Source organism: Microbacterium sp. SL62 (genome assembly GCF_026672635.1).
Taxonomy (GTDB): Bacteria; Actinomycetota; Actinomycetes; order Actinomycetales; family Microbacteriaceae; genus Microbacterium; species Microbacterium testaceum_A.
Genome location: NZ_JAPPRM010000002.1, coordinates 19,396 through 44,796 on the forward strand (window position 1 = coordinate 19,396; position 25,401 = coordinate 44,796).

Sequence of the window (25,401 nt, forward strand, 5' to 3'; positions counted from 1 at the left end):
TCACGACGCGCAGAGGGAACACCATGAGCGACACTTTCACCCTGATCGACGAAGAGCCCTCCACCGCGAGCGAGCCGGCCGGGGCCACCTGGGCGCCCGGCCAGGGGAGCGGCTTCGGCACTCCGGCGAGCAAACCGACCCCTGTCGCGAAGACCAAACGCCGGCCGAAGGCGAAGGGTAAGCGCGGTGCAGCCGACGAGCTGCCGTACGTTCCGCTGCCGGAACCGGAGGCCGCGAAGAGGCTCTCGAAGGCGAAGCAGAAGAAGGCCGAGAAGTCACGACTGTCGAAGGAGCGCACGGCGGATGCTGCAGCGATGCGCATCAACGGCGTCGACGATGACACGCCACTCCCGAAGAAGCCGCTCATCGTCATGTTCGAAGGCAAGCGCGCTCGACCGGACGAGGTGGCCGAGAGCCTCGCCGACCTGGCATCCATGCTCGAAAACGGCGAGTCCGAACACCGCTCCGTCAGCGCATTGGCCGAGCAGTACGCCGACTACGACATCGGCGAAGCCTACGAGCGCGTCGTGATGCTCCTGGATCGCGGTGTCACCCTGAGCGAGGCGATGGCTGACCAGACGGACGCCTTCCCGGCGGTCGTGCGCGAGCTCATCCGAGCAGCCAACATGCCGAAGGATCTGCACCGCAACCTGCGACAGGCGGCGACGATCATCATCGAGACCGGAAACATCAAGAGTCAGATCAAGAGCGCCCTGTTCAAGCCCGGCTTCATGCTGGTCTTCCTGATGATCTTCGTCGTGGCGGCCGTGCAGTTCCTGCTCCCGATGACGACGTCGATGTTCGAGGGGATCGGCGCGGAGCCCCCTCAAACGACGCTGGTCATCCTCGCCGTCGGCGAAGTGCTGAAGTGGGTGCTCGGTGGCGCCGTCGTGGTCATCATGCTCTTCACGCTGATGTGGAAGACCTTCCTGAAACGTAACGAGAAGCTCGCGCTCAAGGCGGACCTGTTCGCGATGAACGCGCCTCTCATGGGCGAGGTCATGCGCATGTCGGTCGCCGCGCGATTCTGCGACGTCCTGAGCGCCTGCTTGTCCGTGGGAATGTCCGAGCTCGAGGCACTCGAAACGGCATCCCGCGCGTGCGGCAACAAGGCACTGCAGGCATGGGTCGACGAGCACACCGGGCGCCAGCGTTACGGCATCGTCGGGTTCGCCGACGTCGCCAAGACGGAGCTGCTCCCGTGGAACTTCCGAAACCGCATCGAGACGACGAGTTCGCTCACCCGTCGCGTCGAGATCTTGCGTGAGCTGGCGACGACTTTCCACACCAAGGCGCAGGAGCGCCTGAACCGCTTCGCGGACCGCATCGGCCCCATCACGGAAGGCGTCGTCGTCATCGCGATCGTCGTGGTCGTGATCCTCATCGTCATGCCCGTGCTGACGTTCATCCCCACGCTGATCGAGACGGTGGGCTGACCATCGACGCTCTTCTCAGTAGCGGGGCCACCGTTACCCCGCACGCGGCGATCGCGATCACGATCGTGGGGATGCTGGCGTTGGCTACCGCGGACATCTGGCGACAGGAAGTGGAGGACTGGGCGACGGTTCTCCTCGCGACCGCGGTGCTCGTCGCGGTTTCGCTCGAGGGGATCAGCGCCCAGCAGTGGGTCGCGGGCGCCCTGTCGGCGGCTCTCGCGTTCGCGATCTATCTGGCCCTCGCGCTTCGGGGAGCGATGGGGGGTGGGGACGTGAAGCTCTCCGTCGTCCCCGCCTTCCTCCTCGGTGCGGCGAATCCGGTACTCGGGCTCTGGTGGGTGTGCGTCTCGATGCTGATCCAGCACGGCCTGTTCCTGGGCATGCGTCGCTGGCGGGTCGCTGCGGCCGGCGGCGGGGTGGTCCCCGTCGAGCTTCCTCACGTCCCAGCGATGACGGCATCCCTCATAGCCAGTGTGATGATTTTCCCGATCTGATCGTCTTTCAGTTAAAAACTCGTTTTTCCTGATATACGAGCAATGTAGGTATAGACTCACGTCTGCGAACTCATCGCCCTCACACCCCGTTCCGACCCCGCCTGATCAGAGGACAGTCATGACCGAAGCATCCACCGCCCGTAAGAGCGAGAAGACCACCGACGCCCCCAAGGGCGTTCTCCTGCCCATCCGCGAGGCTCTGACCAGCAAGCGCGGCATCTCCTTCAGCCTCACCGAGTCGCTCGGTTCGGTCGGCCTTTGGCTCCTGGGCGCCGCGGTCGTGGGCGTCGGCGTCGGCGCCGCGATCACCTTCGGACAGGACTCCGGCGCGAAGGGCGCGCTGGACTCGGTGAAGTCCGCGCAGATCCTGCAGCAGTCCAAGACCGGCAAGTTCGGCAGCAAGACCGACCTCACCAAGAGTGACGCCACGAACAAGGCCGCCCTGACCAGCGACCCGAGCAAGATCGACATCTGGGTGTCGGCAGACGGCCAGAACTACTGCGCCGTCTCGACCTCGGCCTCGGTGTTCGCACCCTCCTACTGGCTGACCGCGAAGGACGGCAAGGTCAGCGAGACCAAGCCGACCGAGGCGGGGACGACCTGCCCGGCGCCGGTCGGTTCCACCGCGACCGCACCGTAAGTACCCCCTGACGCGACCGAGCCGCCTCGTGAATCTCACGTGGCGGCTCGGGCGCGTTTCGTCGCATTCAGGCTCCGCATCCAAGCACCGTTGGGGGACACGTGATCCAGCTGAAGTCGCAGGACCGATCACATCGGCACATCCTGCAGGAGAAGACCGGAAGCATCGGGGAGAGCCTCGGCGGCGTCGCTCTCGTGATGATGGCCATCGCCACCCTCGCAACCGCGATCGTGACGAACACGAGCGCCGTCTCCGTCACCGCGACGAAGGCAGAACGATCCGCAGCGATCGTGGCTCTCGTCGGCGACAAGCATGCGACGGCGACATGGGGAACCCCCTCATCTCCGCACACCTCCTCGATCACCCTGCCGAACGGGCACGAGGTCGAGGTCACCACCTGGCGCGAAGACGCCGCCACGAGCGTGCAGTACACCGCCGTGGCCCCGATGAGCGCGGACGCCGACGCCGCCAGCTGCGCCACGCCGGCCGACGTCGCCAAGCCCGGGTGCCTCTACGCCACGAGGACCCACGCCGACGACCTCGAGCTCTTGCGCCCGGAGCCGCTCATCCGAAAAGACGCGAGCGCCGCGACGAGCGTCGTCGGAAAGGTCGATGCGCGCGTCTCCACCGACGCAACGATCCCGCAGGGAACGACTTTCGCCGAGGGCGTCGATTCGACAGCATCCGCCTGGCGGTACCTCGTCGACGCACACACGACGGAGGCCAACGGAGAAATCCGCATCAGCCAGGGCACAAAAACACTCGCCGTCTTCCCCGTGACGCAGGAAGGCCGGAACTTCTACGGCACCTTCACCGCGCAGGCCAGCGCGCCAGTGACGGCCACCGTCACCTCGGGGAACGTCGTGGTGTCGACCGTCTTCATCTACCGAGCCGGGAGCACGTCATGACCCAGTCGATCAAGTCCGTGATGACCGAGAAGAAGGCGATGGCCGACGCGATCGGCATGATCGCACTCGTCCTGATCCTGATCACCGCCGTCGGCATCCTCATCGGCAACTACGCGGTCCACACCAAGAAGGTGGAGCTGTTCACCGCGGTGTCGCAGGGGGTCGCGAACCGCGCGGAGACCTACGCTGCCGCGATGAACGAGGACCTCGTGCACACCGCGGTCCCTTCGCTCGCGCGCGAATGCACGGTCACGACGCAGGTCTGCACCCAGATCCTCGGAGTCACCCCCGCAGCCGATGGAGCCTCCGTCGTCCTGCGGATCCAGGGCGACACGGTCGCACCGATGGGGGAGAGCGTAACGAAGGACGTCACACTCGAGTCGACCGAGGTCACCCACGTCACCGCGATCGACAAGGACGGCAACAACATCTGGGGCCTCGCGGAGGAGGGTCTGCGCTTCAAGACCTGGGGCGTGGCATCCGGAGAGCCGTCGACGGTCAAACCCGTCGATCTCGCGACGAGCAGTGTGACGTGGGTCTCTGTCGCCGACCGTGCGGGAGTCGATTCCCGCGGCGGCCTCTGGGTCTGGGGTCCGAACGACATCGGCCAGGCCGGAGACGGCACTGTCAGCTCGACCCCTATCACCCCCCACCTCGTCGACACGGGGGAGACGACGTTCCGATCGGTGACCACGACGGACAACCGCGGGTACGCCATCGATTCCCAGGGATTCGCGTGGGTCTGGGGCAAGAACGACAAGAGTCAGCTGGGCAAGGGCGACGCGCTCATCTCCACCCCGACCAAGCTCAAGGTCCGCGTCAACACGCTCGTCGGCGGACTCGACAACACCATCGGCATCACCACCTCCGGCGACCTGTGGATGACAGGCGTACCCCAGAAGGGTCTCCCCGCACCCGATGCCGACGGAATCGTGAACAAGGGCACCCAGTACCGTGCTGTCGCCGCCAGCCCCGCCGGAAACGGAATCGCCCTCATCGACGCCAACGGCAAGCTGTCCGCGACCAGCGACAAGTTCACCTTCACCCCGGCAACCGGAGATGTCACCTTCGCTCAGGTGTCGCTCGGGGAGACCCACGGGGCCGCCGTCAGCAGCGACGGCCGCCTGTTCGTCTTCGGCACCACGACGCGAGGCGCCATGGGAACCGGCCTGATCGGCAGTTCGCCTGCACCCAAGGAGGTGGAGGTGGGCAAGCGGTTCGTGACGGTCACAGCGGGCCGCTATGCAACGTTCGCCGTCGACACCACCGGGAAGCTGTCGTACGCCGGCAGCACGAACGCCGGGAGCACGGACTTCGCTCTCCCCAAGGCTGACTGGTTCACCCCGCTGCTCGAGAACACGCTCTTTCGTTCGGTCGCGGCCGATGGCGTCAACTCCCGAACGGCTCTCCTCGACACCGCCGGGAACGTGTACGGGGTCGGCGCCGAGACGGCGGGTCTCTGGTCGATCGATTACCGCGGCTCCACCGGGGTCCCGGTGCGCATGCCAAAACCAGACGGTTTTTCCTCGTACACGAGTGAAAAACAATAGACTAAACGCGAAGGGGGACGATCATGAATTTCAAGCGCACGACGCCGCGCGAGGTCCTGCGAGACAAGCGGGGCTTCACGACGAGCCTGCCCGAGGTGCTCGCAGGGATGAGCCTGCGAATGGTGACCGTCGCGGCCGTTGGGGGAGTGCTCGCCACCGGCCTGGCATTCTGGGCGATCACGCAAGCGAGCGCGGATACGTCCTCGAGCTTCCAGAACGTCAACGTCCGCTTCGAGCAGGCCGTCAACGCCTCCGACATCGTTCTCGGCAACGACACCAACCGTATCGGTCTGCTGAAGAACGTCGACGGCGGCAAGTGCGAGGTGCAGACCTGGCAGAACGGCACCCGCGACGGCAAGACCACGCTCCAGGTCGACACGGAGGTGCGAGACGAGGTCTGCGCCCCTACGACACCTCTTTCGGCGCCGGCGACCACGGCCAAAGCGATCGAGCTCGTCTTCGACATCGAAACCCCCGAGTTCGCCTACGCTAACCTCGGCGGTCGCGAGATCACCTTCGACCCGGCCGCGAACCCGACCCTCGTCACGGCCAGCAAACCCGAGGGGACGAAGCAGGTCGACTTCGACGATCTGCGGCCCTTCAAGGTCACGCTCGCCCTCAAGGCCCTCGACGAGGACACCTCGGCGAATACGCAGAAGTCGCTGGCCACCGGATACACGAACGTGCTGAACATCAGCGAGGTGCAGGAGACCGCGAGCCTCATCCCCACCCCCAGCACCGACGTCATCCCCGGCCCTCTGCGCATCACCGGAACCGTGCGCTCCACCACCATCGGCGAATCCATCGCGAACACTCGTGAGGGCGTCGCGATCTCCTTCAACGGAGGCGTGTGCACCTCGGGTCCCACGAAGATCGACGCGTCGTTCGTCCAGCAGAGCCCCTCTGAGGCTCCGCGCGTCAACACGGTGCTGAACAGCGTGCTCACCGGAGGCATCGTCACCGTCGACCTCGGATCCGTCCCCAACGGGGCCACCGGGATCGCGGAGGTGGCTGCGACCTGCTCTGAAGGCGCCGTGGTCGTCAAAGACACGGCAATCTACACCCAGCCAATTCCGGGCCCGAGCCTGAAGGTCGTCGCCGACGCGCTCGCACCGCACGTCCACCAGCTGACGTGGGAGCGAGTCTCCAGCCTTCCGACCACGTTCGACGTCTTCTCCGCGCGCGGCACGAATGTCACCGGCGTCGACACCGTCGAAAACCGCGTCGCATCCGTTGCGGAGCTGACCCACCGCGTCGACACCGCCGGCGCGACCTACGGCGTCGGCGTCACCTACGGCGTCGTCGCCGTCGTAGGGGAGACGCGCAGCCCGGTATCCGTGGCGTCGCTCAACACCCCGGTCCGCACCCCCGGTGCGACGTGGGTTTCGTACACCGGAGATGTTCCGGTGTGGACGGCCGTAACGTGTCCCTCTTACACCACCGCGCAGTACTCGTTCCGATCGAACATGGTCTACGGCACGGGCACGTGGGCGGAGGTTCCCTGGACGGCATGGAGCGACTGGTCGACGGACCGAACGACGACGATGACGACCCGTGAGTACAGCCGGACCACCTACGAGGTCCAGAGTCGATGCACGGCGGATGCCACGGGGGTCTCGGGGGGATCGTCGACGTCCAGCCCGCAGATGTACTTCGTCCCCGAGAGCACTCGAACGGTCATCTCGCGCTCGACGACCGCTGGCCTCATGTTCTCCGGTGCACGAGAGGGTGCGCGGGTTGTCGTCACGGGAGGCCGTTGCTACGACACCACCTCGACCGTCCTCGCCGTGAACTGGAACCCCACCGCGCCGGCGGGACAGAAGGCTCCGCGCAAGCTCTCCTTCGTCCAGAAAATCTCCCCGGCCGGCATCGGGATGGACATGTCCGAGGTCGCGAACGGCTCGGACGGCGTGTTCGGCGTGACCGTCAACTGCAGCGCGATGTACAGCGCCAGGACCGTGGTTGAGAACCCGTACTCGCAGCCTCTCCCAAACCCCGTTCTCACTGTCACGCAGGGCGCAACGGGTGATGAGCACAAGCTGAGCTGGACCGCGGTCTCGAGCCTTCCGACCACCTTCTCTGGCTTCAAGAGCGCCGACTGGGGCTACGAGAACTCGCGTCCGGATTCGACCACGGAGCTGACGCAGACGCTGACCTACATCCCGGGAACGACATACGGCAACAAAACCGTCTACGGCGTGAGCGCGATGGTCGGTGGCAAGAGCGTCGTCAGCCCCGCGGTGGCATACACGACGCCGTGGCCGGCAGTCCCGGCAGCGCAGAACATCTCCTGGACGGGAGCTGGCGGGAGCAACAAGGCCGGCCGCCTCGACTGGACTTTCCCCTGGGGCTGCCCCGCGGGGACCAAACTCCAGGCGCAGACTCTGGAGAACCGCTCCGGCCAGAGCAACGGTGGCTTCGCAACAGATGTGCGAGCGGTAGAGCCCTGGAAGGACAACAACCGGTCGTACTCCTGGAACGCTGGCTACGCGCTCTACGGCTACGGTTATCAGGTCGGTGTCAACGCGAAGTGCCTGTCCGTCGTGACGGGCTACGAAAGCGGAGTGGCATCCACTCAGTCGGGCACGTTCGTCATGCCGATTCTCCAGCCTGCGCCGCCTGTATGGGATGCCTACAACTATCGCGAGTGGGTGCGCGGCACGAACTGGACCTACAGCACTTGCTACAACGGCGGCTGCCCGTCCATCACGATCGACTACAAGACCTATTGCTCGGAAGGCTCCTGGGTCAACTGGTCGAACTTCACTTCGACGGACTGGAACCCGCGCAGCTACAACCACCCGTTCGGATGGCAGGACAACTGGCTCCTGCAGGGAGGGACGCGGAACGTGACCTATCACAACGCCAAGTACTCGTGCGGGACGCCGTGGGTGGGTAGCCCGCAGAGTGACCCCGGCAACAGCGTCGTCATTCAGGTGCGCTCGTGAGCGGGGAGACCAAGGCGCGTTCGCGTCGACGCCCGATTCTGATCGGGGTGGCCACCTTTGCGGTGGCCGCCCTGGTCGGCGGGCTCGTCCTCGCGAACGCGCTCGGCCCGGAGCGGGTTGATCCGGCGTCGTTGGTGATCACGCCGCAGCCGCAGCAGGTGGCTGCGAACGATCCGGTGGTCGCGGCCCCAGCGACGGCAGATCTGTCGCAGGTCGAGGTCATCTCGAAGGACCTGCAGAGCGGGTTCGGGGGGGACGTGCTCGATGCGCGCAGCCGCGCGGGGAGCGACGCGGGAGTCACCGCGGTGCAGATCGACACGGACGACACCTGCCTCGAGGACTGGGCGAAGCAGAACCTCGCCCAGCTCGCAGCATCGGGGGCGTATGAGGTCGTAGATGTCTGCGGACACCAGACGGCTGTTCTCGCCGGCCCGGCGGGATCCGACAGCAAAGTGCTCGTCTACGGCGCGCTCGAAGAGACGGCCCCCGCGGGGATGCGAGAGATCGTGACGGCTGACAGCGCAATCATGACCTTCGTCGCCGTGCGCACCGTCGATGGTAAGGCGCAGCTCCTGGCCGCCGCCGCCGGCGAGAACTGAGACTTCCGAGGCGAACACAGAACCCCCGCGGCTCCTCGGAGCGCGGGGGTTCTGTCGTGCGCGGTCACGTTCTCGCCTCCACCCATCACCGGTCGGATAGTCTTCGCTGAGCACCGAGGAGGGTCTGTGTCGGGAGGACAACGAGGGCTGCCGCCCGCGGGGTGGTACGTCCACCCCACAAATCCGCAGCAGGAGAAGTGGTGGGACGGAGCTGCTTGGACCGATCACGCTCGCGCAAAACCGGCGGCCCCACCCTCGGGAGACATCGCGCCGACCCCGACCAGTTCCGTTGGGGCAACGTGCCCGATCTGTCACTCTGATGACGCACTTCGGCGCGTGTCAGTGCTCGTCGACGAGGGGGTGACGGACACTCGAGGCAGCGCTTTGACTCTGTCACCCAACGAGGGGAAGATACGAGTCGCCTCGACGTACCTCACCACGACGGGGATGACGCAGCTCGCGAAGCGGCTGTCGCCTCTAGCGCGTCCGTCGTTCCCCTGGTTCGCGCATTTCATCGGATGGACGCTCGGTATCACGGCCTTCGCCGGGCTGGTCGCCACGCTCAGCAGTAACGAGCCGTACATGTTCGTGGTCGGCGGATTCTTCGCGATCTTCGTGGCGTGGATTCCCGCGGCTGTCATCACGTACGTGGTCGGCAAAGTGCGTGCGAGGGTGTGGCGCGAGCGCCAGGGGGAGTGGGATGCCTCGAACGAGCGTCTGCAGGCGGCGTACTTCTGCGCTCGGGACGATGTCATCGTGAACGAGCACGAGGCTCAACGACCGGAAGACTTCATCGCCGAGCTCTTTCGCCCCGCGGCCGCGTAACGATCAGGGAAAGACAGAACCCCCGCTGCTCCGAGGCGCGCGGGGGTTCTGTCATGGGCGGGGATGACCGACATCCTCACGGCGCCGTCCAAGGCGCGTCTCGGCGCGCGGCACGCGCCTCGGGAGTGATCGACGGTCGCTCGAAGGATCGGCCGTTGGTGACGGACTCCTTCGAACTGAAGACAGGAGCTTCTTCGTTTTCGCTGTCTGTGGATGACCGTGCGGGTCGCAGCGCGAGGCAGAGAGCTCCGATGACCGCCAGCGGGGCCGCGATTCCGATCCAGAAGGCGAACTGTTCGTGGATCACGGTCACCTTCCGATCGAGCTGCACGTGGAGTGAGCACCGGCGCCGGCGGATGCCGCCTCGAGCTCTGTCGCCGCATACTCGGCGTAGCGAGCCGGCTCGGGTTTGCCCTTCGGGTACCAGGCCTCCGCGTAGCCGGCCTCCACCACTTCGCGGCCGAGGTCCCCGATGGTGGGGGACTGCACGTATGCCAGGGAGCGCCCGTACCGATCGGTGTGGTCGGATCGCTCGTCGTACACCACCGTGACGTCGACGCCCGTCGCCACGAGCGACGTCAGATACGCCGTGGCCGCCTCTGCGCCGCACTCGGGCGGCTCTTCGGTCACCTTATGCATCTCGGGGGCATCGATCCCGAGGAGACGGACGGCGTGCTCCGTCCCGGCCTCGTTCGTCGCGGGGAGCGCCTCTGTCGGCAACACGGCGATCGTGTCCCCGTCGACGACCCGGATGAGCGACGTCGTGTGCTCGGCGGTCGCAGAGGTGGTCGCCGCACGGGGAAAGGCCGCGATCGGCTGAATGCTGCAGCTGACGGTAGCGAACATCGCTGCGGTGATGGCCGTCACATAGAGCGGCCGGAGAGGGGATCGCATGATGCCTCCAGGTGTCGGGGGATGAGGTTGGGGGAGCCCGCGCGACGGGCCCCGTGAGGTCTGAGTGTCTTCTCGCAGAACCCCGGGGCGGCCTCTGGCTGATCTCAATTATCCTCGAATACGAGTAGAATTGGATACTCGAGGAGGGTGACGCGAGCCGCCTCAGGAAGGCATGCAAATGGACGATGGCACCCCGCCGAGCTTCTTGGGACATGGGCTCCCGAAGCGCGCTCCTGACACATCCTCGGCGAGCTCCAGTCAGCGCTCACGCGGGTGGGTCATCGGCGGAAGCGCCCTCGCGCTTCTTGGCATCGCGGGCGCTCTCGTGGTCATCCCCACGCTCTTCACCCAGAGACCGCCGATCGACCTGCAGGCCGTTCCGACGATGAGCGCGGAGGAGCAGGTGGCGGCGGATCGCGCGATCGCCGGCGGGGGCGGCGCCATCCCGGGACACATCGTCAGCGGCGAGCTCTGCGACGCCGTCAGCGCGTTCTTCGCCACCGGCGGCGAGACCGGATCTATCGGCCCGATGCCCGCTGAGACAGTGGCCGCGATCGACACTCTGGCCGCCGTCGAGAGCCCGAGCCGGCCGACGTACGAGCAGTTCGCCTCCATGACTCACGACCCCACCAGCGTCCCGACGCCGGAGGATGCGCAGCGGATCAACACCAACTTCGCCACGGCGATCCAGGTCGATTACACGACCTGCCTATAGCGACGAGTGGGGCTGTGTGAGCCCAGGCAGTGAACCTGAGAGAACCCTGAACGTCTCTGAGACGTTCGCTTCGTCGGGGATAGCGTCGAAGTGGCGTGGTTACCAGGCCACGCTTCCATTCCCCCCGTTTGGAGCAACAATGAACATGGTACTTTCCCCGCGCACCTCATCGAAGAGGCAGTCGCGAATGGTCGCCGGCATCGCTGCCGCACTGCTGGCCGTGACCGTTCAATCCGCACCCGCATTCGCGGCGGATGAGCCCATCGACACGCTCAGTGTCGTCGAATCGCAGGGCCTGCTCGGCGCAGCTGAGGCCCTTCCTCACGTGGCTCAGGAGTCTCAGCAGTCCACGACTCTGCAGCGCATGGCGGCGGAGCCCGGCACACCATCACCGGAGCGCGTCGAGATCACACCGGTTACTGACGCGGCCGCGGAACACGTCGATCGACTGGGCGCGACCGTTCAGGATTCGTCCTCGTACGGGTTCGTGACGGGTCTGTCGAGCTCCGGCGCGAACGCGAGCTTCGTGGTCATCAAGGACAGCACCGCGCCGGATGCCTACGACTTCACCGTGGGTGACGCGTCGACCCAGCTCACTCTGAACGACGACGGCTCCGTGACCGTGACGAAGGCGGACGGGACCTGGGTGAACAAGATCAGTGCGCCGTGGGCGAAGGACGCCAACGGAAAGGACCTCGAGACGTCCTATACGGTGTCCGGGAACGTCATCACGCAGAACGTCTCGCTCGAGGGCGCTGCGTTCCCCGTGACGGCTGATCCGACGTCGGAGTGTGGTGTCGGCTGGTGCTCTGTGTATCTGAACAGGGACGAGACTCGTGACCTCGCGAACGGCGGACCCTCCGGCATCGCTGCGTTCACCGCGGGGTGCACGGCACTGGGTGGCCCGTGGGCAGGCGCCGCTTGCGCCGCCGGCGCGGGCATTGCCGCCGGAACTGCTGGCGTCGCTTATGGCCAGGGGAACTGCGTCGGCGCCGTCGGTTATCTCTTGCCGCCGGTGTTCGTGCCCAGCTGGAACCCGTTCATCGAACCTCGGGGCACCGTTCACTGCCCCTGAGTCGGCAGACTGAACCGAGAAAGGACAGGAGTAGGACCATGACGAACAAGGTTTTCCGCATCGGGCTCATCGTCTTCGTGCTGCTGGGACTGGTGTGCATGGTGCTCGCTGTCGCCCAGGTGATTCCAGCCTGGGTGGGCTGGGTGCTCTTCGCCGGGGTCATGATCTGGACCTGGGTGCAGTACGGCTCGAAACGAACGTCGGGCGCGAAGTAGACGCACCATAGCGCACGACAAACACGCAAGCGACGGCGGTTCCGGATTCACCGGGGCCGCCGTCGCTTGCGTGTTTGTCGCCACACGGCGTGGCGCGCCACGGCCAGACGCCGTACCGTACATGGGGCGCAACTTGCGCTATCTTGCTCGCAAACGGCTACTCCGATAATCTATGTTATGTCAGCTTCTAAGCCGACTATTGCGTCGGATGCGGAAAATCCTCCCTGATATACGTGCACGCGGGGGCGCGAATTTTGCTTCTGATCTGGCGAAACGTACGCCCAGTCGTGAGGCGGCTTCTCCATCTGGGGCAAAGGTGAATAACAATGCGTGACTTGTGGTTTATGGACCGATACGGCGACGAAATCGAAGAAGGCATCACCGTCCAGGCCGCCGCTGACCTTTTGCGGACCATTGAGAATGCCGACGGCGATGAGGAACACCGCGCTGTCACGGTCTGCGACTCCGACGGATGGAGCCTGGAGTATTACCCTGAGTCAGTCCGGTTCGACAATGTTCACACCCCTGAGAAAATTGGGCGACTCCGAGGGTTGAGCCACGACCAACGCGTCGCCCTTGCCGAAGAATTGATCCGCGGCGACTTCGCGACTCTGCGATCGCACCCATGGGAGTCTCTGGATGCCTGATCTCTCAGCACGATACGACGGCAAACCAGTCCTCAGACTGCTTGACTCCTACGTGCTTGATGCAATCGGAGCGCTCGACGAGAAGACCGTCCAGGGCAACACGATCCTCGCGCCCAAGATCGCGCAAGCACTCAAAGTGGAAGCGGACACATGGCAGCGGGCCGTCGAGCTGTCTATGGACCTCCCAGAGGACTCCATCGTCGAACTGAGGGCGCGGCGGCAATAGTTAATAGTCCTCGTCACGATAATCCGCATATCCAGTTGCCTATTTCAATTGCGCTTGCGGCCCTCGCGCGAGACCCCTACCGTCGACGTCATGGCACGACCACGACTCCCCCAGCAACAGGAACTCATCCGCGACACCCTCCGCGTGACGAGGGTGCGAGAGGACGTCGAGCGGCTCCTCGAGCACGTGATCTCACTTCAGGCGAAGACCGTGGCGCTGGCGGGCGCGTACGGCGCGAAGCAGACGGATCTGGGCGTGGTGATGAACGTGTCTCGACAGCGCGTCGGCCAGCTGTTCGACGAGGTGGACACCGCGGATCTGAGCCAACGCGCGCTCGAGGCGCAGATCGGCCAGGTCGAAGAGTGGCCAGCCGACGTCATGAGCGCCCTGGCGACTCTCTCGCAGACCGACTCAGACACCGACGCGGACCAGCAACGACGCATCTATCGACAGCGCGAGATCGCCTATGGGAGCGAGACGGCGGCGAAGCGTCGCCGCGACCGCGACGCCTTCCTGAGCCCCTTGGCGACGGACCCCGAGGCCGCGGCCCTCGTCGAGGAGCGCATGGAGAGCGCGCGACGAACGATCGCCGGCCAGAAGGCCTGAGCGATAGGGAGCGAGCTACCAGGTCTTCCGCGGATCAGACTTATTGATTCGACGCACCTGGCTACCTCCCATGATGAGCGCGGGGAAAGCAGGGTCCAACTTGTGGGCCACGCCGAGCATCTCGTTGAGGCGATGGGTGACGTTGACCTTGAGAATGCTGTCGTGATGCGCGACACGGTTGCGGAGCACGCGCAGCTGGTTGAGCCTCTTCCCCATCTCCACACGAGACGCGTCGGTGGCGTCAGCCCCGGGGAACGCCGCGTGGACTCCGCCGGCCCACAGCGCCTGCTGATGAGCGGGCGGGTCTTGCGGCGCCATGGGGGTGATCACTTTGACCCATGAGCCGAACATGAGTTGCGCAATGACGTCGTTGTGGGTAGCTGCGACCCCCCTCCGAGGGTGGCCGGCGGCGCGGGCAACAGACTCCTTGGTCGCCCGTTTGCGGGCCTCGATCAGATCGCCCCTGAGGGTCGAGTAGAGCGGGTCGATGGCGTTGCCCTCGAGCGTCCACTCTCGATCCCCGCCTTGAGCGACATTCCAGTCCCCGAGGGTGCGGTCGAGAGCGTTGCGGAAGGCGAGCTCGACGAAGGAGATTTGAGCATGAAGGGACCCTGTCAACTGCGTCGCCCACAGATACAGGTCCCACGCACGATCCTGATTGGTGCCCGCTTCAGACATGTAGGGCGACAGGCGCGACTGACTGAGGAGCTGCGATCTAAGAGCGTGTTGACCCGACATAGGAAACACCGTATCGTTTACCTCAGAGCAACGGGCTTGGATCGTTGCGTACACCTCGGTGGGTCTCTGAGGCGCCTAGCGTCTTATGAGACCCACTTGTGTTTTCAGCCCCCGCCAGCGGACGCCGGGTTCGTCGCTACCCGTCGAGGGTATCCCGGTCCGTGAGTTGAATGTCGCGCAGGAGCCGATCCAGGCCCCGGCGTTCCTTGGTGATGATCTGGGTGATCACGTCGGTCGGGATCTCAGGGGTGGTTGCTCGAGGCGGGGGCCACTCCCCCACCGGCCTTTGGGTGAGAGCGGCAAGGACGAGGCCGCGGCGGTCGTCGTCGAGCGCGGCTACGACCGTGGGGTCGACGGGGAACCCGCGCCCGAAGTCGGCGGCGACTCGCATCACAGCACCATCTTGTCCTGGCGTCTGTTCAGCTGCCGAGCTCAGGGTGCGGAAGTCGATCCAGTCCTCTGGCCACCGCGAACGGGGTATGCCGCTCTTCACCCACGGGTAGGCCGGGTTGGCCAGGCCGTACCGGATGACGAGCTCGACGGCGGCCTGCAGCTGCGGATCTCCGCTACCGCTCCCCCATCGGCGCAGGCTGCTACCCGCGTCGTCATCTCTTGTGGCCATGGCCAGACTCTAGTGTTCGCTCCAGGGCCGGCAACGGCTGCACGGCCGGATAGGGCGTCTGCTGAAGTGATCCTCGTCGTTTCTTGACCGGACCTTGCGCTTCAGCACTGTTTCGCTCGAAAACGAAGGAGCCCACGTCTGCCGTAACACGGCGAACATGGGCTCCAACGAGGCTCAGAACGGCAGCCAGATGCCGAGGATGGGCGCAGAGAGCGACGGGCCCAGCTGCAGACCCCGCTGCGTGGCGGCGCGCTGCAGCAGCTCGGCCCCGGGCTGACCGAAGGGGAAGAAGTGATCACCCCACACGACGAGGGTCGGGATGCCGGCATCCTTCGCTTTCGTGGCGCAGTCCCATGTTCCCCGCGAGGTGTCCTTGGAGTCCTCCCCCGGCTGCAGGCTCATCGCGTGGGTCGGGAACGCCAGGCAGATGTTCGCTCCGGCGGCGATCATGATGGAGTTCCGTCGGTGGCCGGCGAGCTTGCAGGTGGCGTTCTGACGGTCCCATGGCGGGCATTGCTCCGTGTGGCGATCCCACTGAGCAGGAACGGCCTGTGTGGCGATGCCGAGACCTTCTGCCGTCCGGGCCAGGAGGGTGTCCGCGCCGCGAGACGCCCCGTGGCGAAGCGCTGCCTGTTTCTCGGTGACGCCCAGCATGATCAGGGTCGCGCTCAGAGCGTCGGCGGACACCTGGACGTTGTTCCATGACCGGCTCCCGGTCATCAGGATCACGGACGTCATGCGGCCACCTCATCTGTCGGGCGCTCCCAAAGCGGCAGCCCAGAGGGGTCGAGGGTGCTCGAGAACTCGAGGCGGCCAGCGACATCGACGTGGGTCCCGAAGATCGACCATCCTTCCGGCGGTTCCGCCATGCTCCCGCTGCCGACCGCGAGCCACCGAGCCGAGACGCCGAGGGCCGCTGCGAAGGCCTGGAACTCGTCGGGACTGGCGGTTCGTGAGGAGGAGAGCAGGGAGACCCACCTCAGCTCGTCGAGGCCGGCGTCTCGACGACGGCGGACGAGGGTCTCACGCCCCACACCGTCGACGACCGCGCTCTCCGCAAGCCGCGCACGGCGACGGTAGGCGGCGTCTGCGGCGGTCTCCACGACACGTGTGACGCGCGCGGACTCGAGGTCGTCCTTGAACGTGGCGATCGAGGTCATCGAGGGCTCTCCTTCTGCTGGCTGTTCTCTACGAGGGCGGTGTACATCCCGCGCACAAGAGCGTGGTCGTGGCCGGTAACGGCGATGTGGGTCGGGGTCGAGATGTCTTTGACGTCCACGTGAACGAAGCGAGGGTCGAAGACCCACTCGCTCAGGCGCGTCTCGATGGCTTCGAGCACGACGTCGCCAACAGCCGGGGTCTGTCGAAGGGTGAGCCGTTCAGCCAATGCGGTCGCGACATCGTCGACCAGCGGGACGCTGACAGGGGTGAACGCTGCGCTCGGGTTCTGAGCACTCAGTGCCCGCGCGATGGTCGCGGCGACCTCCCCGTGGCGGCTGGCGAAGACAACCTCCGTGGCCTCCTCGTACTGATGGGTTTGCTCGACGAGCCAGATGACGCCGGCGGCGTTTGGTCGCGACGGGCCGCTCATCGGGTCTCCCTGATCAGGACGGTGGTGCGGCAGTCACCGCACGAGACGGTCTCGGACTGAGGATCGTGATCAACTTCGTTCACTTCCGAGCACACGGGGCAGTCCCACTCGTACCGCGTGTACGCGATCGCCTCGTGTGTGTCCGCCTCCGCGCCGGCGGTGGCGTCCCCCTCGGGCTCGATGGTTCGTGTGGTGCTCATGCTCACCCTCCTGGATGACGTCGTGGTAGTCGGGAATGGACGAGGGCGCGCAGCAAAGCGCACCCTCGTGATCAACCGAGCTGTTCGGCTATGCGGGCTGTCTTCTGGTGACGGATGCCACGGTTGCGGGTGCTCTTGTAGGGGCCGCGACCGCAGGCCGGGCACCCGGTGCAGCCGCTCTTTCCTGAGCGGGGTCGGGCCGGGCGGTCTCGATCGGACTTGCTCATGCGGGGGTTCCTTCTGTCTTCGGGGCTGATCGGAGAACGTCCTCCGGGCGCCGGATGGGTGCGTAGCCGCGGTCGCGCGCTCTGACCACGGCGGCGGTCACCGCCCAGGGGTCCGAGGCGTAGAGACCGGAATTGGGGAGGTGGTTGAGCTCGATCACGACGGGCTCGTCCGTTGCCGCATCGATCGCCACGTCGATGCAGACGGTGCCGCCGTGCTCGAGCGCGACCCGTCGGCCGAACGAGACGAGTCGATGGACGATGTCGGGACGGTCCTCGACGGGGCTGGGGAGCCCTTGTTCTAGGTGACCGCGGATGCGGCGAACCCGAGTGTCGATGAGCCCTATCGCTCGGTCGTGATCGAGGGGCGTGAACTCTTCGATGCAACCGGCAGCCGACACCACTCGGCCGTCGACGACGAAGAGACGGAGCTCCCATGTCAACTCGAGCTCATCCTGGGCGAGAAGCGCACCGGAGAGACTTTCGAGTCGAACGAAGGTCCAGTCCATGGCGTCCGCGAGCCTGCGTGTGACGACCTCGGGGTCGCGGTCCAGCTCGATCGACCAGATGCCGTTCTTCCGAGCGACGGCTTTCACCACGCCACGCCGGACGCCGTGGTCGCGGTGGCGGGCAGCGAGCCAGATCGCGACGTCGCGCGTGGGGTCATCGGTCGCCACTCCTCCGATGAACATGCCGCGACCACCGTGGCGAGCGACCAGCGCGTGACCGGCGAGGTCGTCGGTGCCGTGGTCACCACCTTCCTCGGACCGGGCAACGGGACCGATTCGACGAAGCATCTTGTCGTTCGACCAGGTGCACCACGAGGTCCCCGCTTCCGTCAGGACCAGCCGGCCGCCGGTGGCGCGCCACGCGGCGGAGATGCGAGCGGCGTCCTCCCAGAAGTCCTCGACGTCCGCAGACGGATCGACCTTCCCGACCATGCCGGGAAACGCAGCGTCGACGTCGGCGAGGATACTCCGGGCCCGGGCCTGCTTCGCCGTCGACCATTCTGCGATCACGCCGGGATAAGGGCGGAGGGCACCTGAGTAGAGCTGCGGCGTGATGGTGTCCATGACTACTCCTGCATTCGCGAGGTGATCGTGTCCGGGCTCGCACCCGAACGGTGGGAGCGCCTCAACCACTCCCCCGGCAACGGCTGCGCCGTGCAGGTATGTCCACCGCAGGTGAATCTCCACGTCAGTCCACATCAGGGCCTACAATTGCATTTAATCCTCGTTTTCGAGCAGTTTATGACCTTTGGAGCGGCATGACCGACAACATCGACAACGACCCGAAGCGCATTCGGAAGTCGGTTCGGTTGCACCCGGACACGGTGGTCACGGCGAATCACTGGGCGCGGAAACTGGGCCTCACCGAGACCGAGTACCTCGTCGCGGCGATCGAGGAGAAGAACCTCCGCATGAGCGGAGACTTCGATATCCCGCATCTCGGCATCCAGCGACTGAACCAGCTGATCGACGAGGTGCACGCCCTCTCCACGAACGCCGCGAACCTCGAGCGCGTGACCACGAGCGGTTTCAGCAGCATCATCCGGCTGACGCAGGGCGACAACTACCTGCACGATCCGGAAGACGGCGAGCTGGCATCCGGAACCAGCGCTTCCGCGGCCGCCGGCGCTTGACCCTGGACCACTCCCCCACCACCGATTCCGAACACACAGAAGAGCGAGCAGTACCGCTATGAGTCGATTCGATGATGCCCTCGGCGGGATCAAGATGCCGACGACGGACGACCTGCAGATCACGTTGCCACCGCGTCGCGAGCCCAAGCCGGATGCCGAGCCCACTGGTGCCCCGGCCGAGATTCGCGACGTGGGTCAACACGGCGGCGGCGCGGAGACGCCGGGCGACGCCTCGACAGGCGCCGACGCAACCCCGCTCCCCCAGCGGGATGACCCTGATGAGGGCGAGCACACCGATTCCACACAGGAGCAGATCGATGATCGTGCTCGTCGAGCGGCGGAATCATCCTCGACGCAGCAGCAGGGCGCGGACGATGCCGAAACGACCACCGCGGTTCTCGAGCCCGAACCCTTGGTCATGGTCACTTCTCAGCACGAGAACGCCGATCCTCATGAGGAGAGGTCGGAGCTCAGCTTCGAGGAGCGTCTCGCCACAACGGTGGGCACGAGCCCTCGACCCCGCAATCGCGCGGCTTTCTCGACTGGCCAGGACACTCCGACCGTCGTCGTGAAGCCGTTCCCCGTGCCCGTGATCGATCGACTTCGCCTCCTGCTCGCGGAGAGCCTCGGAGGAGAGTTTGCAGAGTCACTCTCTGGCCCGTCGATCATCACCGCCTTCATCGTGGCGAAGACGGGTATGGATCTCGAGCTCGACGAAGGCACTCGCGCAGCCGAGCAAGCGTTTCGCGGTGAGGACCAACGGGTCACCGCTATGGAGGACAAGATCGACCTGGTTCTGCAGAACATCGATCAGCTCGCACAGGCGACGCGTCTCGGGCTGAAGCGAGTCAGTGAGGTCGGCGTCACCGCCGACAGCATCGACTTCGCCGTGGCGTACCTGCTGACCGACCGGGTGGCCGGACTCTCCACAGCGGACGTCAACGAATCGAACGTCGACGTCACCCAGAAGAAGGTTCTCGTCGCCCGTAGCCAAGTGCGCGCTGCGGCGAGGGCCCAACGTACGATCGAGCAGCACGACCAGATGAGGAGCAACCGATGAGCATCAACGAATCGACGCAGTCCGGCCGCCGGGGCGCGGCGCCTGGAGTCATCGAACCCGATCTGGGCGCTTTGTCGCGCGCGACGGATTCAGCCCACGAAGCCCGTCTCGGCGTGGCTGTCGAAGAGCGCCGACTCCGTGTCGCTGCGGCCCGGGGTGGCCGGGAAGCCGCCGAGCAGGAACGCCGCGTCGACGACGCACGCCGAGACCTTGAACACGCAGAGGCGTTCGAGCAGGCGCTCGAGAGCAGCGAAGCGTAAGAACCAGCACGGAACGAGGAAAGCCCCCCGGTACCATCCGGGGGGCTTTCTGTGTCTGCCCACGAGGAGCCGACTGAGTCCGCAAAGCCATTCGCGACCTGTACCGAGAGCATAACCGGTGACAACGTCACTTCCGTCCAGAAAAGTCACGTATTCGAGGACTTTCGCGAAGGCGGGATGACAATGCGCCACCAAAGTACCCACCCACGCGCTCCAACTCCCCAACCACACCTGCCGCGAGCGGGTGACATTTAATACCGCGGCATGGGAAGCGAGAATACGGCTCGCGACCTCCCAAATCTCCCCGGAAATACGCGAGTCCACCATGAAGCCGCCACCAAAGTACCCACCCCTCTGGTTCTCAGTCGAAGAGGCACTGGCCAGGCAGCGCACGCCTGCGTAAGCGGGGTGCGCCACCAAAATGCCCCAGTGATTCCGCGGATCTTCTGACATCAGACCGTGCACCGAGGCCGAACCGATGGCGGCCTCGAGAGAAGGCGCCACCAAAACACCCCAGCGTTTCAGTGTCGAATCAGCCCAGGAGGACTCAGGCGGCGCCTGCCGACTTAGAACCGACCTGCCTTGCGGAACGCTTCGAGGTGATGCGCGAGAGGGTGGGATGAAGAGTGACGCCGGACTCGGCGACTTCCACGTTGAGCTGCGGGTACACCGCTTTCACTTCGTCGAGAGCTTTGATGAACGGCGACTTGAAGGCTCGCGGTCGTCCGTATTGCGAACCGAACTGCGTGTAGAGCTCAGCCCACGTGACCAACGCCGGGGCCTCGAGTGTCTGTACGCGGTAGGTCGCCCAGAGATACAGGTCGATCCGCAGAGGGCTGCCGCCGAGGGTGCGAAGGGCCCGAAGATCCACCGGAACAGGCTCTTTGACGATCGAGTTGTAGAACTTGTCGTCAAGCCGAACTGTAGAGCCCCAGAGCCCGTCGACACCTTCGCTCTCCTCGTTCGCCCACCACAGCGAGTACTTCTCGGCCACATTGACGAACTGCGTGATGGTTCCTCGCCCAGCCGCGTTGTGACCCGTGCCGGTGAGCGTCAGCTGTGCACTGAAGAGTGCAGCGAGCTGCTCCTTGACGAGCCTGTTCGTCTTGCCGCTGTACTCGACGCCGAGCTTTGAGAGGAACGACCTCATGCTGTGACCCAGGTCGACCACCGGGCTTTTCGACAGGAAGGCCTCTGTCGAGACGTATGTGAGCGCGAGACGGGGGTACACGCCGAATGGGTACTTCTGAACGAGCTCGAACTCTCCCGCCTTCTCTCCGGGCACCTTGATGTACCCGGGACGCAGCGTGAGCGTCAGATTCCCGTCCGTGCGTTCGATGTAGGGCCTATCCCCCGGATTGCGCTGCGGCAGAGAGACCTGCGCGAACATGCGCGCCGAGTATCCGATACTGTCGTCAGCCACCCCGGGCAAGGTGAGGCCGTTGTTCGTGGTCTCGGCAATCGACGGCGCTATGACGATGTCGCGCTCAGGTTGCGGGCTGGACGACGCACCACGACGTACGGGGGCGGCGGAGGATCCTTCATTGCGTGCTGGCATCGACTGGGGCCCCTGTCTCTCCCGTCTATTGTCCCTGACCTTCGACCTAGATGGGTGGAGACGCGGCTGCATTCCGCGCCGAATGTATCGAACGTGTACAACGTGTACAACGCACAGACCTCACGATCGCAGATTCTCACTAGTGTTGTGTACAACGTGTTCAACATGTACAACGTGTGCAACCTGTTTAACATGTGCAACCTGTATGACCCGTTGAACGTGTTGAACCTGTCATACGGGTTCTATGCGTCGAACGTAAGCAACGGTACGATCGGGGGGACCCTCACCGGCCTGCAGCCATTCGCCGAACAGGTAAGCGAATGAAGTGGGGGAGGTGAACCGCTTCTTCGAAGGACCAACATGGCTCTCGACCGCTCAGTACTCAACCGCGTGATCGCCGTCATCAACGGCAAAGGTGGTGTGCTCAAGACGACGATCTGCACGAACACCGCAGGGATGCTGGCGGCAAGCGGATATCGCGTTCTGTTCGTAGACATGGACCCGCAAGGTAATGCGGCAGAGGACTTTGGCTACAGCGAGTCGGAGAACAACGACGATGGTCGGGGATTGGCCGCGGCCTGGGCGTTCGGTACGGAGCCGGCGCCTCTTCAAGGTGTGCGCGAAAACCTCGACGTCCTCGTCGGGGGGAGTCACCTCGAGGTGGCGGCAGCAGGTCTGCGTCAATCAAATGGCGGGGACTGGCGATTGAAGCTCGCTCACGTGCTCGAGAAGCTCGCCGGTGACTACGACGTCATTCTGATCGACTGCCCTCCTGGTGAGCCTGTCATTCAGCAGAACGCTCTCGCGGCCGCCAAGTACGTGATCGCACCCACGAAAGCCGACAAATCGAGCCGCGCGGGGTTGTTCAAGGTCACGCAACGCTTCGCAGAGATTCTTGACATCAACCCGGACATCGACTTTCTCGGCTGCGTCATCGGTGACATCGGCAAGGCATCGACCAAGGTGCGGCGCGAAACCATCGAGCACGTCACCGAGATGTTCGGCGGGGACGACGACGTTGTGTTCAAGACAATCATTCGGCACTCCGACGCGACTGCTCAGCGCGCGAGGGAGGAAGGCAAACTCGTCTTCGAGCTTGAGAAGCAGGCCAAAGACGAGCCCAACTGGTGGCAGGTTGTGCGCGGTGAGGCTGTTGGAACGAAAGCTATGCCGGGCTCCGTGTCTGATGTGGCCGCCGATCTGCATTCGGTTGCACAGGAAATCATCGAACGCATGTCGGAGCGAGAGTCGGAGGAGTCCCGATGAGCGACCAACCACGAGTCGTCGATCTGTCGAGCTTGTCGAGAAAAAATCGGGTCGCCGCAAATGCTGAGCTCGCGCAGCAGGGGAAAGACGAGCCCGAAAACGTCGAGCGAAAGATCGCGCTTCCACCACGACCACAACGAGCCGCCGAGATCGTTGCTGAGGCGGGTGACGAACACGACACTTCAGGAACCGGTGTTCGATCCGCGGATGGCGTGGGATCCCGGCCTCAACCGGGCCCTACGTTCACTCCATCTGTCGGGTTTCGTGAACCTGTTCAGCCCGCGGAACAAGACAATGAAATCGTGCGCGATCGACCCGCGTCGCAGGCCGAAGCCGATGGGCTCACGCCCATCACCATGTCGGCACGAGTGACAGCTGGTGCCAGAAACCGTGCTCGCGAGGCGTTTCGGCTCACGGGTTATCTTGAGGGCGACCCATCCTTCGGGGCATTCGTCGAGCTCGCCATGGAGAGAGAAGTACAACGTCGCCAGGACCTGTACAACAACGGACAGCCATTCAGAAACAACCCCGGTCGGCTCCCGAGCGGTCCAACGCCCAGGGCGTGATCACGCAGCGAGCTCGCGGTCTCTGAGGGCCTGCAAAGCACCCGCGCGGATGTACGCCATAGCCGTCCGATGGTCGGCGCGCCCGTCGACGTCACGGGGGTACGCTGGCCATGAATTGGGATCTCCACGCTCATCGGTGAGTCGGAATCGAACTTGCCCCGTGTCGGGCCTACGGCGCTGTCTTGTCGTGCGTCCAGCACGGAATGTGGTCTCCGCGATCCACCAGGCCCATTGCTCTCGTTCCCAGCCATAGGCCTGATCACGCTGAGCCAGAATGCCGTGCACCCCGAGCTTCATGGCAACGCGGTGACGGATATCGTTCAGCCGGCGGCGCCATCCCTGCGGCGAGCTAATGGCCAGCGAGTAGCGACGCAGCCGACTGAGCGCTGCGAGGAGTCGCCCGCGAGGGATTCCTGATTTCTCAGCGAGGTCGTTGGCGTCGAAGCTCTCCGTCTGCAGCGATTCGTATACCCGGCGTGCTGTCGGGCCGAGTCCGGCGCGTGTGAAAACGTCGCTGCGGCCTGCGTTCAAACGATCCTCGAGTGAACGCAGAACGGTGGCTCTGACGTCGAAGAGCTGTTGTGGGGGGCGGGCGGTCATTAGGTGATGTGGCCCGACGTGTAGGTGAGCTGTGGAGAACTTCTCCGCGACCCGCCAAACGGACGCTTCGGTGCCTTCCGCGTAGCGGACTCGCTCGATCCATCCCGCACTAGTCAGGCGTCGGAGGGACCGATCAACCGTGGTCGACGGAATCCCTGTCAGCGACGCGACCGAGCGAATCGCCGCGGTGACCTTTCGTTGGCCAGAGCGAACAGACATCCAGACCAGCGCAGTGAGCACGGTGCTGTCGTGAATGTCTGCCTCGGCGCGGCACCAGCGGCCGGGGGAGACCCGGAAGGCGTTCAGCATGGCCTCGGCGCTCAGGACGATCCCCTGCAGCTCGGTGAGGTCGCGCTCGGTGCGCTTCTCGGGGTAGTTCACGTAGCTCTGGGCGTATTGGACGGCCGCATCCCACTGGCGGCGCAGGCGAGCGTGGGCCTCGGCCGGGCGCCGCGGCACGCGGCCGCCGGCCACCGCGTTCTGGGTCCGGTAGTGCTCCATGCCGGGCGCCGTCTGGGCCGCCTGCTGAACGTCTGAGAACGACCAGCCGGCGACGGCCGCGGCGAGCAGGCACATGTACGCGTTGCGGGACGGATCGTAGCCGCCGCCGACAGTCTGCATGTGGGGGAGACCCCACGCGGGGATCTCCCGGTGAGCCTGGTGACGTGAATCTGTCGGGCCCGCGGGGACCGACTTGTCGAGATCCACGGTCGGACGGAGCTCACGAAAGCTGTCGATCATCCGACGTACGTCTGTCTCGGTCACGCTCGGGGTGTAGAGCACGTCGACGGGGTAGGTGTCTTCGCCCGTCATGATCTGGGAGAAGCTGCCGTTGCGGTGCGGGGACCCAGGAGGGCGGGCAGCGCCCGACTTGGAGTTGCGGAGCATGCCGCTGTCGAGGGTCTTCAGCACGGCGCCGGCGGCATCCGCGAGCTCGTGCATGAGGGTGAGCGGGATCCCAGCGAGCGGCACCCAGACGTGGAAGCCACCATCGCGGCTGGAGCGGCAGGAGACGTGGGGCACGCCGGCGCGGTGAAGCAGTCGAGTGAGTACGCCGAAGTCCTCGATGGCCAACTCGAGCGCGTCCGGGGTCTTGGCGTCGAGGTCGAAGCAGGCGAACCAGAACAGGTTGTCGACGTCGTCAGCGAGATCGATGGTCCAGGGGGTGCGAGGGGGGAGGGGGATTCGTGCTGGGTACGGCCGCGGGTATCGGTGTGAAGTGAGCGTGCCGTAGGCGTCGGCGACCATCGTGTTGACGTAGCGCCGCTTGACCATCTGTCGCGTGATCGCCCACGC

29 protein-coding genes and 1 pseudogene are annotated in these 25,401 nt (G+C 65.1%); 20 read left to right on the forward strand and 10 right to left on the reverse strand.

Annotated features, from left to right (window positions below; translation table 11 throughout):
- The first annotated feature begins 23 nt into the window (after nucleotides 1–23).
- From OVA26_RS16070 to OVA26_RS16105, 9 genes and pseudogenes are all read left to right on the forward strand, one after another.
- Nucleotides 24–1,436, forward strand: coding sequence for a type II secretion system F family protein (locus OVA26_RS16070; protein WP_268104992.1), 1,413 nt, complete (start codon nucleotides 24–26; stop codon nucleotides 1,434–1,436).
- 65 nt (nucleotides 1,437–1,501) lie between these two features.
- Nucleotides 1,502–1,930: an A24 family peptidase gene (locus OVA26_RS16075; protein ID WP_326493380.1), complete on the forward strand. Its 429-nt coding sequence runs from the start codon at nucleotides 1,502–1,504 to the stop codon at nucleotides 1,928–1,930.
- Nucleotides 1,931–2,048: 118 nt separating this feature from the next.
- The gene (locus tag OVA26_RS16080; protein WP_268104994.1) at nucleotides 2,049–2,570 is read left to right on the forward strand and encodes a hypothetical protein; all 522 of its coding nucleotides are present in this window, start codon (nucleotides 2,049–2,051) and stop codon (nucleotides 2,568–2,570) included.
- A 101-nt stretch (nucleotides 2,571–2,671) separates the two neighbouring features.
- Nucleotides 2,672–3,478 (forward strand): hypothetical protein, encoded by an 807-nt coding sequence (locus tag OVA26_RS16085; protein WP_268104995.1) that lies wholly within the window; start codon nucleotides 2,672–2,674, stop codon nucleotides 3,476–3,478.
- Nucleotides 3,475–5,028, forward strand: coding sequence for an RCC1 domain-containing protein (locus tag OVA26_RS16090; RefSeq protein WP_268104996.1), 1,554 nt, complete (start codon nucleotides 3,475–3,477; stop codon nucleotides 5,026–5,028). The genes OVA26_RS16085 and OVA26_RS16090 overlap by 4 nt, the downstream gene beginning before the upstream one ends.
- Nucleotides 5,029–5,051: 23 nt before the next feature.
- On the forward strand, nucleotides 5,052–7,976 hold the full coding sequence (locus OVA26_RS16095; RefSeq protein WP_268104998.1) for a hypothetical protein: 2,925 nt from the start codon (nucleotides 5,052–5,054) through the stop codon (nucleotides 7,974–7,976).
- Nucleotides 7,973–8,575, forward strand: coding sequence for a hypothetical protein (locus OVA26_RS16100; protein ID WP_268105000.1), 603 nt, complete (start codon nucleotides 7,973–7,975; stop codon nucleotides 8,573–8,575). The genes OVA26_RS16095 and OVA26_RS16100 overlap by 4 nt, the downstream gene beginning before the upstream one ends.
- Before the next feature lie 126 nt (nucleotides 8,576–8,701).
- Nucleotides 8,702–8,818 (forward strand): annotated as a pseudogene (locus OVA26_RS17445) (DUF2510 domain-containing protein); the annotation flags it as partial.
- A gap of 141 nt (nucleotides 8,819–8,959) precedes the next feature.
- Nucleotides 8,960–9,400: a hypothetical protein gene (locus tag OVA26_RS16105; protein ID WP_268105002.1), complete on the forward strand. Its 441-nt coding sequence runs from the start codon at nucleotides 8,960–8,962 to the stop codon at nucleotides 9,398–9,400.
- Nucleotides 9,401–9,709: 309 nt separating this feature from the next.
- Here OVA26_RS16105 and OVA26_RS16110 read toward each other — a convergent pair whose 3' ends face one another.
- A complete protein-coding gene (locus OVA26_RS16110; protein WP_268105004.1) occupies nucleotides 9,710–10,294 on the reverse strand; it encodes a thermonuclease family protein in 585 nt (194 codons plus the stop codon).
- Nucleotides 10,295–10,472: 178 nt separating this feature from the next.
- Between OVA26_RS16110 and OVA26_RS16115 the strand changes: the two genes are divergently transcribed.
- The 6 genes from OVA26_RS16115 to OVA26_RS16140 all read left to right on the forward strand — a co-directional run bounded on the left by OVA26_RS16115 (nucleotide 10,473) and on the right by OVA26_RS16140 (nucleotide 13,778).
- A complete protein-coding gene (locus tag OVA26_RS16115; RefSeq protein ID WP_268105006.1) occupies nucleotides 10,473–11,009 on the forward strand; it encodes a hypothetical protein in 537 nt (178 codons plus the stop codon).
- Nucleotides 11,010–11,196: 187 nt separating this feature from the next.
- The gene (locus tag OVA26_RS16120; RefSeq protein WP_268105008.1) at nucleotides 11,197–12,084 is read left to right on the forward strand and encodes a hypothetical protein; all 888 of its coding nucleotides are present in this window, start codon (nucleotides 11,197–11,199) and stop codon (nucleotides 12,082–12,084) included.
- Between the two features lie 38 nt (nucleotides 12,085–12,122).
- Nucleotides 12,123–12,299 (forward strand): hypothetical protein, encoded by a 177-nt coding sequence (locus OVA26_RS16125; protein ID WP_268105009.1) that lies wholly within the window; start codon nucleotides 12,123–12,125, stop codon nucleotides 12,297–12,299.
- A 326-nt stretch (nucleotides 12,300–12,625) separates the two neighbouring features.
- Nucleotides 12,626–12,946, forward strand: a complete 321-nt coding sequence (locus OVA26_RS16130; RefSeq protein ID WP_268105010.1) for a hypothetical protein — start codon at nucleotides 12,626–12,628, stop codon at nucleotides 12,944–12,946.
- The gene (locus OVA26_RS16135) at nucleotides 12,939–13,172 is read left to right on the forward strand and encodes a hypothetical protein (RefSeq protein WP_268105011.1); all 234 of its coding nucleotides are present in this window, start codon (nucleotides 12,939–12,941) and stop codon (nucleotides 13,170–13,172) included. The genes OVA26_RS16130 and OVA26_RS16135 overlap by 8 nt, the downstream gene beginning before the upstream one ends.
- A 90-nt stretch (nucleotides 13,173–13,262) precedes the next feature.
- A complete protein-coding gene (locus tag OVA26_RS16140) occupies nucleotides 13,263–13,778 on the forward strand; it encodes a hypothetical protein (protein WP_268105012.1) in 516 nt (171 codons plus the stop codon).
- 15 nt (nucleotides 13,779–13,793) lie between these two features.
- Here the strand turns inward: OVA26_RS16140 and OVA26_RS16145 are convergent, their stop codons facing one another.
- The 7 genes from OVA26_RS16145 to OVA26_RS16175 form a co-directional block, all read right to left on the reverse strand.
- On the reverse strand, nucleotides 13,794–14,516 hold the full coding sequence (locus OVA26_RS16145; protein ID WP_268105013.1) for an Abi family protein: 723 nt from the start codon (nucleotides 14,514–14,516) through the stop codon (nucleotides 13,794–13,796).
- A 136-nt stretch (nucleotides 14,517–14,652) separates the two neighbouring features.
- Nucleotides 14,653–15,138: a hypothetical protein gene (locus tag OVA26_RS16150; protein WP_268105014.1), complete on the reverse strand. Its 486-nt coding sequence runs from the start codon at nucleotides 15,136–15,138 to the stop codon at nucleotides 14,653–14,655.
- Nucleotides 15,139–15,312: 174 nt separating this feature from the next.
- A complete protein-coding gene (locus tag OVA26_RS16155; RefSeq protein WP_268105015.1) occupies nucleotides 15,313–15,876 on the reverse strand; it encodes an SLOG family protein in 564 nt (187 codons plus the stop codon).
- The gene (locus OVA26_RS16160) at nucleotides 15,873–16,298 is read right to left on the reverse strand and encodes a hypothetical protein (RefSeq protein ID WP_268105017.1); all 426 of its coding nucleotides are present in this window, start codon (nucleotides 16,296–16,298) and stop codon (nucleotides 15,873–15,875) included. Before OVA26_RS16160 ends, OVA26_RS16155 begins: the two co-directional genes overlap by 4 nt.
- The gene (locus tag OVA26_RS16165; protein ID WP_268105019.1) at nucleotides 16,295–16,729 is read right to left on the reverse strand and encodes a hypothetical protein; all 435 of its coding nucleotides are present in this window, start codon (nucleotides 16,727–16,729) and stop codon (nucleotides 16,295–16,297) included. The genes OVA26_RS16160 and OVA26_RS16165 overlap by 4 nt, the downstream gene beginning before the upstream one ends.
- Nucleotides 16,726–16,929, reverse strand: a complete 204-nt coding sequence (locus tag OVA26_RS16170; RefSeq protein WP_268105020.1) for a hypothetical protein — start codon at nucleotides 16,927–16,929, stop codon at nucleotides 16,726–16,728. Before OVA26_RS16170 ends, OVA26_RS16165 begins: the two co-directional genes overlap by 4 nt.
- A gap of 223 nt (nucleotides 16,930–17,152) precedes the next feature.
- On the reverse strand, nucleotides 17,153–18,226 hold the full coding sequence (locus OVA26_RS16175) for a hypothetical protein (RefSeq protein ID WP_268105021.1): 1,074 nt from the start codon (nucleotides 18,224–18,226) through the stop codon (nucleotides 17,153–17,155).
- 194 nt (nucleotides 18,227–18,420) lie between these two features.
- On the opposite strand from OVA26_RS16175, the gene OVA26_RS16180 reads away from it, so the two are divergent.
- Genes OVA26_RS16180 through OVA26_RS16190 form a run of 3 tightly spaced genes read left to right on the forward strand, consistent with a single transcriptional unit; the run spans nucleotide 18,421 to nucleotide 20,115 of the window.
- Nucleotides 18,421–18,795, forward strand: a complete 375-nt coding sequence (locus tag OVA26_RS16180) for a hypothetical protein (protein WP_268105023.1) — start codon at nucleotides 18,421–18,423, stop codon at nucleotides 18,793–18,795.
- A 58-nt stretch (nucleotides 18,796–18,853) separates the two neighbouring features.
- A complete protein-coding gene (locus OVA26_RS16185; RefSeq protein WP_268105024.1) occupies nucleotides 18,854–19,855 on the forward strand; it encodes a hypothetical protein in 1,002 nt (333 codons plus the stop codon).
- Entirely contained in the window at nucleotides 19,852–20,115 is a 264-nt protein-coding gene (locus OVA26_RS16190; RefSeq protein ID WP_268105025.1) for a hypothetical protein, read from the forward strand. Before OVA26_RS16185 ends, OVA26_RS16190 begins: the two co-directional genes overlap by 4 nt.
- A gap of 547 nt (nucleotides 20,116–20,662) precedes the next feature.
- Here OVA26_RS16190 and OVA26_RS16195 read toward each other — a convergent pair.
- Nucleotides 20,663–21,538, reverse strand: a complete 876-nt coding sequence (locus tag OVA26_RS16195; protein ID WP_268105026.1) for a replication protein RepA — start codon at nucleotides 21,536–21,538, stop codon at nucleotides 20,663–20,665.
- Between the two features lie 495 nt (nucleotides 21,539–22,033).
- On the opposite strand from OVA26_RS16195, the gene OVA26_RS16200 reads away from it, so the two are divergent.
- Together OVA26_RS16200 and OVA26_RS16205 are read left to right on the forward strand one after the other, a co-directional pair.
- Nucleotides 22,034–22,939 carry a ParA family protein gene (locus OVA26_RS16200; protein WP_268105027.1) on the forward strand — a complete coding sequence of 302 codons (906 nt, stop codon included), beginning with the start codon at nucleotides 22,034–22,036 and terminating at the stop codon, nucleotides 22,937–22,939.
- Complete coding sequence (locus OVA26_RS16205) at nucleotides 22,936–23,505, forward strand: ParB family protein (RefSeq protein ID WP_268105028.1); 570 nt, start codon at nucleotides 22,936–22,938, stop codon at nucleotides 23,503–23,505. Before OVA26_RS16200 ends, OVA26_RS16205 begins: the two co-directional genes overlap by 4 nt.
- On the opposite strand, the gene OVA26_RS16210 is transcribed toward OVA26_RS16205, so the two are convergent.
- On the reverse strand, nucleotides 23,506–25,380 hold the full coding sequence (locus OVA26_RS16210) for a hypothetical protein (protein WP_268105029.1): 1,875 nt from the start codon (nucleotides 25,378–25,380) through the stop codon (nucleotides 23,506–23,508).
- Nucleotides 25,381–25,401: the final 21 nt, after the last annotated feature.

Excerpts from the sequence above, each read along its gene's own strand:
- OVA26_RS16150 (WP_268105014.1), bottom strand. The coding sequence starts at position 15,138 with ATGGCCACAAGAGATGACGACGCGGGTAGCAGCCTGCGCCGATGGGGG.
- OVA26_RS16120 (WP_268105008.1), top strand. The coding sequence starts at position 11,197 with ATGGTCGCCGGCATCGCTGCCGCACTGCTGGCCGTGACCGTTCAATCC.
- OVA26_RS16200 (WP_268105027.1), top strand. The coding sequence starts at position 22,034 with ATGGCTCTCGACCGCTCAGTACTCAACCGCGTGATCGCCGTCATCAAC.
- OVA26_RS16110 (WP_268105004.1), bottom strand. The coding sequence starts at position 10,294 with ATGCGATCCCCTCTCCGGCCGCTCTATGTGACGGCCATCACCGCAGCG.
- OVA26_RS16125 (WP_268105009.1), top strand. The coding sequence starts at position 12,123 with ATGACGAACAAGGTTTTCCGCATCGGGCTCATCGTCTTCGTGCTGCTG.
- OVA26_RS16190 (WP_268105025.1), top strand. The coding sequence starts at position 19,852 with ATGAGCATCAACGAATCGACGCAGTCCGGCCGCCGGGGCGCGGCGCCT.
- OVA26_RS16165 (WP_268105019.1), bottom strand. The coding sequence starts at position 16,729 with ATGAGCGGCCCGTCGCGACCAAACGCCGCCGGCGTCATCTGGCTCGTC.
- OVA26_RS16080 (WP_268104994.1), top strand. The coding sequence starts at position 2,049 with ATGACCGAAGCATCCACCGCCCGTAAGAGCGAGAAGACCACCGACGCC.
- OVA26_RS16070 (WP_268104992.1), top strand. The coding sequence starts at position 24 with ATGAGCGACACTTTCACCCTGATCGACGAAGAGCCCTCCACCGCGAGC.
- OVA26_RS16095 (WP_268104998.1), top strand. The coding sequence starts at position 5,052 with ATGAATTTCAAGCGCACGACGCCGCGCGAGGTCCTGCGAGACAAGCGG.
- OVA26_RS16205 (WP_268105028.1), top strand. The coding sequence starts at position 22,936 with ATGAGCGACCAACCACGAGTCGTCGATCTGTCGAGCTTGTCGAGAAAA.
- OVA26_RS16155 (WP_268105015.1), bottom strand. The coding sequence starts at position 15,876 with ATGACGTCCGTGATCCTGATGACCGGGAGCCGGTCATGGAACAACGTC.
- OVA26_RS16140 (WP_268105012.1), top strand. The coding sequence starts at position 13,263 with ATGGCACGACCACGACTCCCCCAGCAACAGGAACTCATCCGCGACACC.
- OVA26_RS16185 (WP_268105024.1), top strand. The coding sequence starts at position 18,854 with ATGAGTCGATTCGATGATGCCCTCGGCGGGATCAAGATGCCGACGACG.
- OVA26_RS16210 (WP_268105029.1), bottom strand. The coding sequence starts at position 25,380 with ATGGTCAAGCGGCGCTACGTCAACACGATGGTCGCCGACGCCTACGGC.
- OVA26_RS16135 (WP_268105011.1), top strand. The coding sequence starts at position 12,939 with ATGCCTGATCTCTCAGCACGATACGACGGCAAACCAGTCCTCAGACTG.
- OVA26_RS16130 (WP_268105010.1), top strand. The coding sequence starts at position 12,626 with ATGCGTGACTTGTGGTTTATGGACCGATACGGCGACGAAATCGAAGAA.
- OVA26_RS16145 (WP_268105013.1), bottom strand. The coding sequence starts at position 14,516 with ATGTCGGGTCAACACGCTCTTAGATCGCAGCTCCTCAGTCAGTCGCGC.
- OVA26_RS16180 (WP_268105023.1), top strand. The coding sequence starts at position 18,421 with ATGACCGACAACATCGACAACGACCCGAAGCGCATTCGGAAGTCGGTT.
- OVA26_RS16175 (WP_268105021.1), bottom strand. The coding sequence starts at position 18,226 with ATGGACACCATCACGCCGCAGCTCTACTCAGGTGCCCTCCGCCCTTAT.
- OVA26_RS16090 (WP_268104996.1), top strand. The coding sequence starts at position 3,475 with ATGACCCAGTCGATCAAGTCCGTGATGACCGAGAAGAAGGCGATGGCC.
- OVA26_RS16115 (WP_268105006.1), top strand. The coding sequence starts at position 10,473 with ATGGACGATGGCACCCCGCCGAGCTTCTTGGGACATGGGCTCCCGAAG.
- OVA26_RS16160 (WP_268105017.1), bottom strand. The coding sequence starts at position 16,298 with ATGACCTCGATCGCCACGTTCAAGGACGACCTCGAGTCCGCGCGCGTC.
- OVA26_RS16170 (WP_268105020.1), bottom strand. The coding sequence starts at position 16,929 with ATGAGCACCACACGAACCATCGAGCCCGAGGGGGACGCCACCGCCGGC.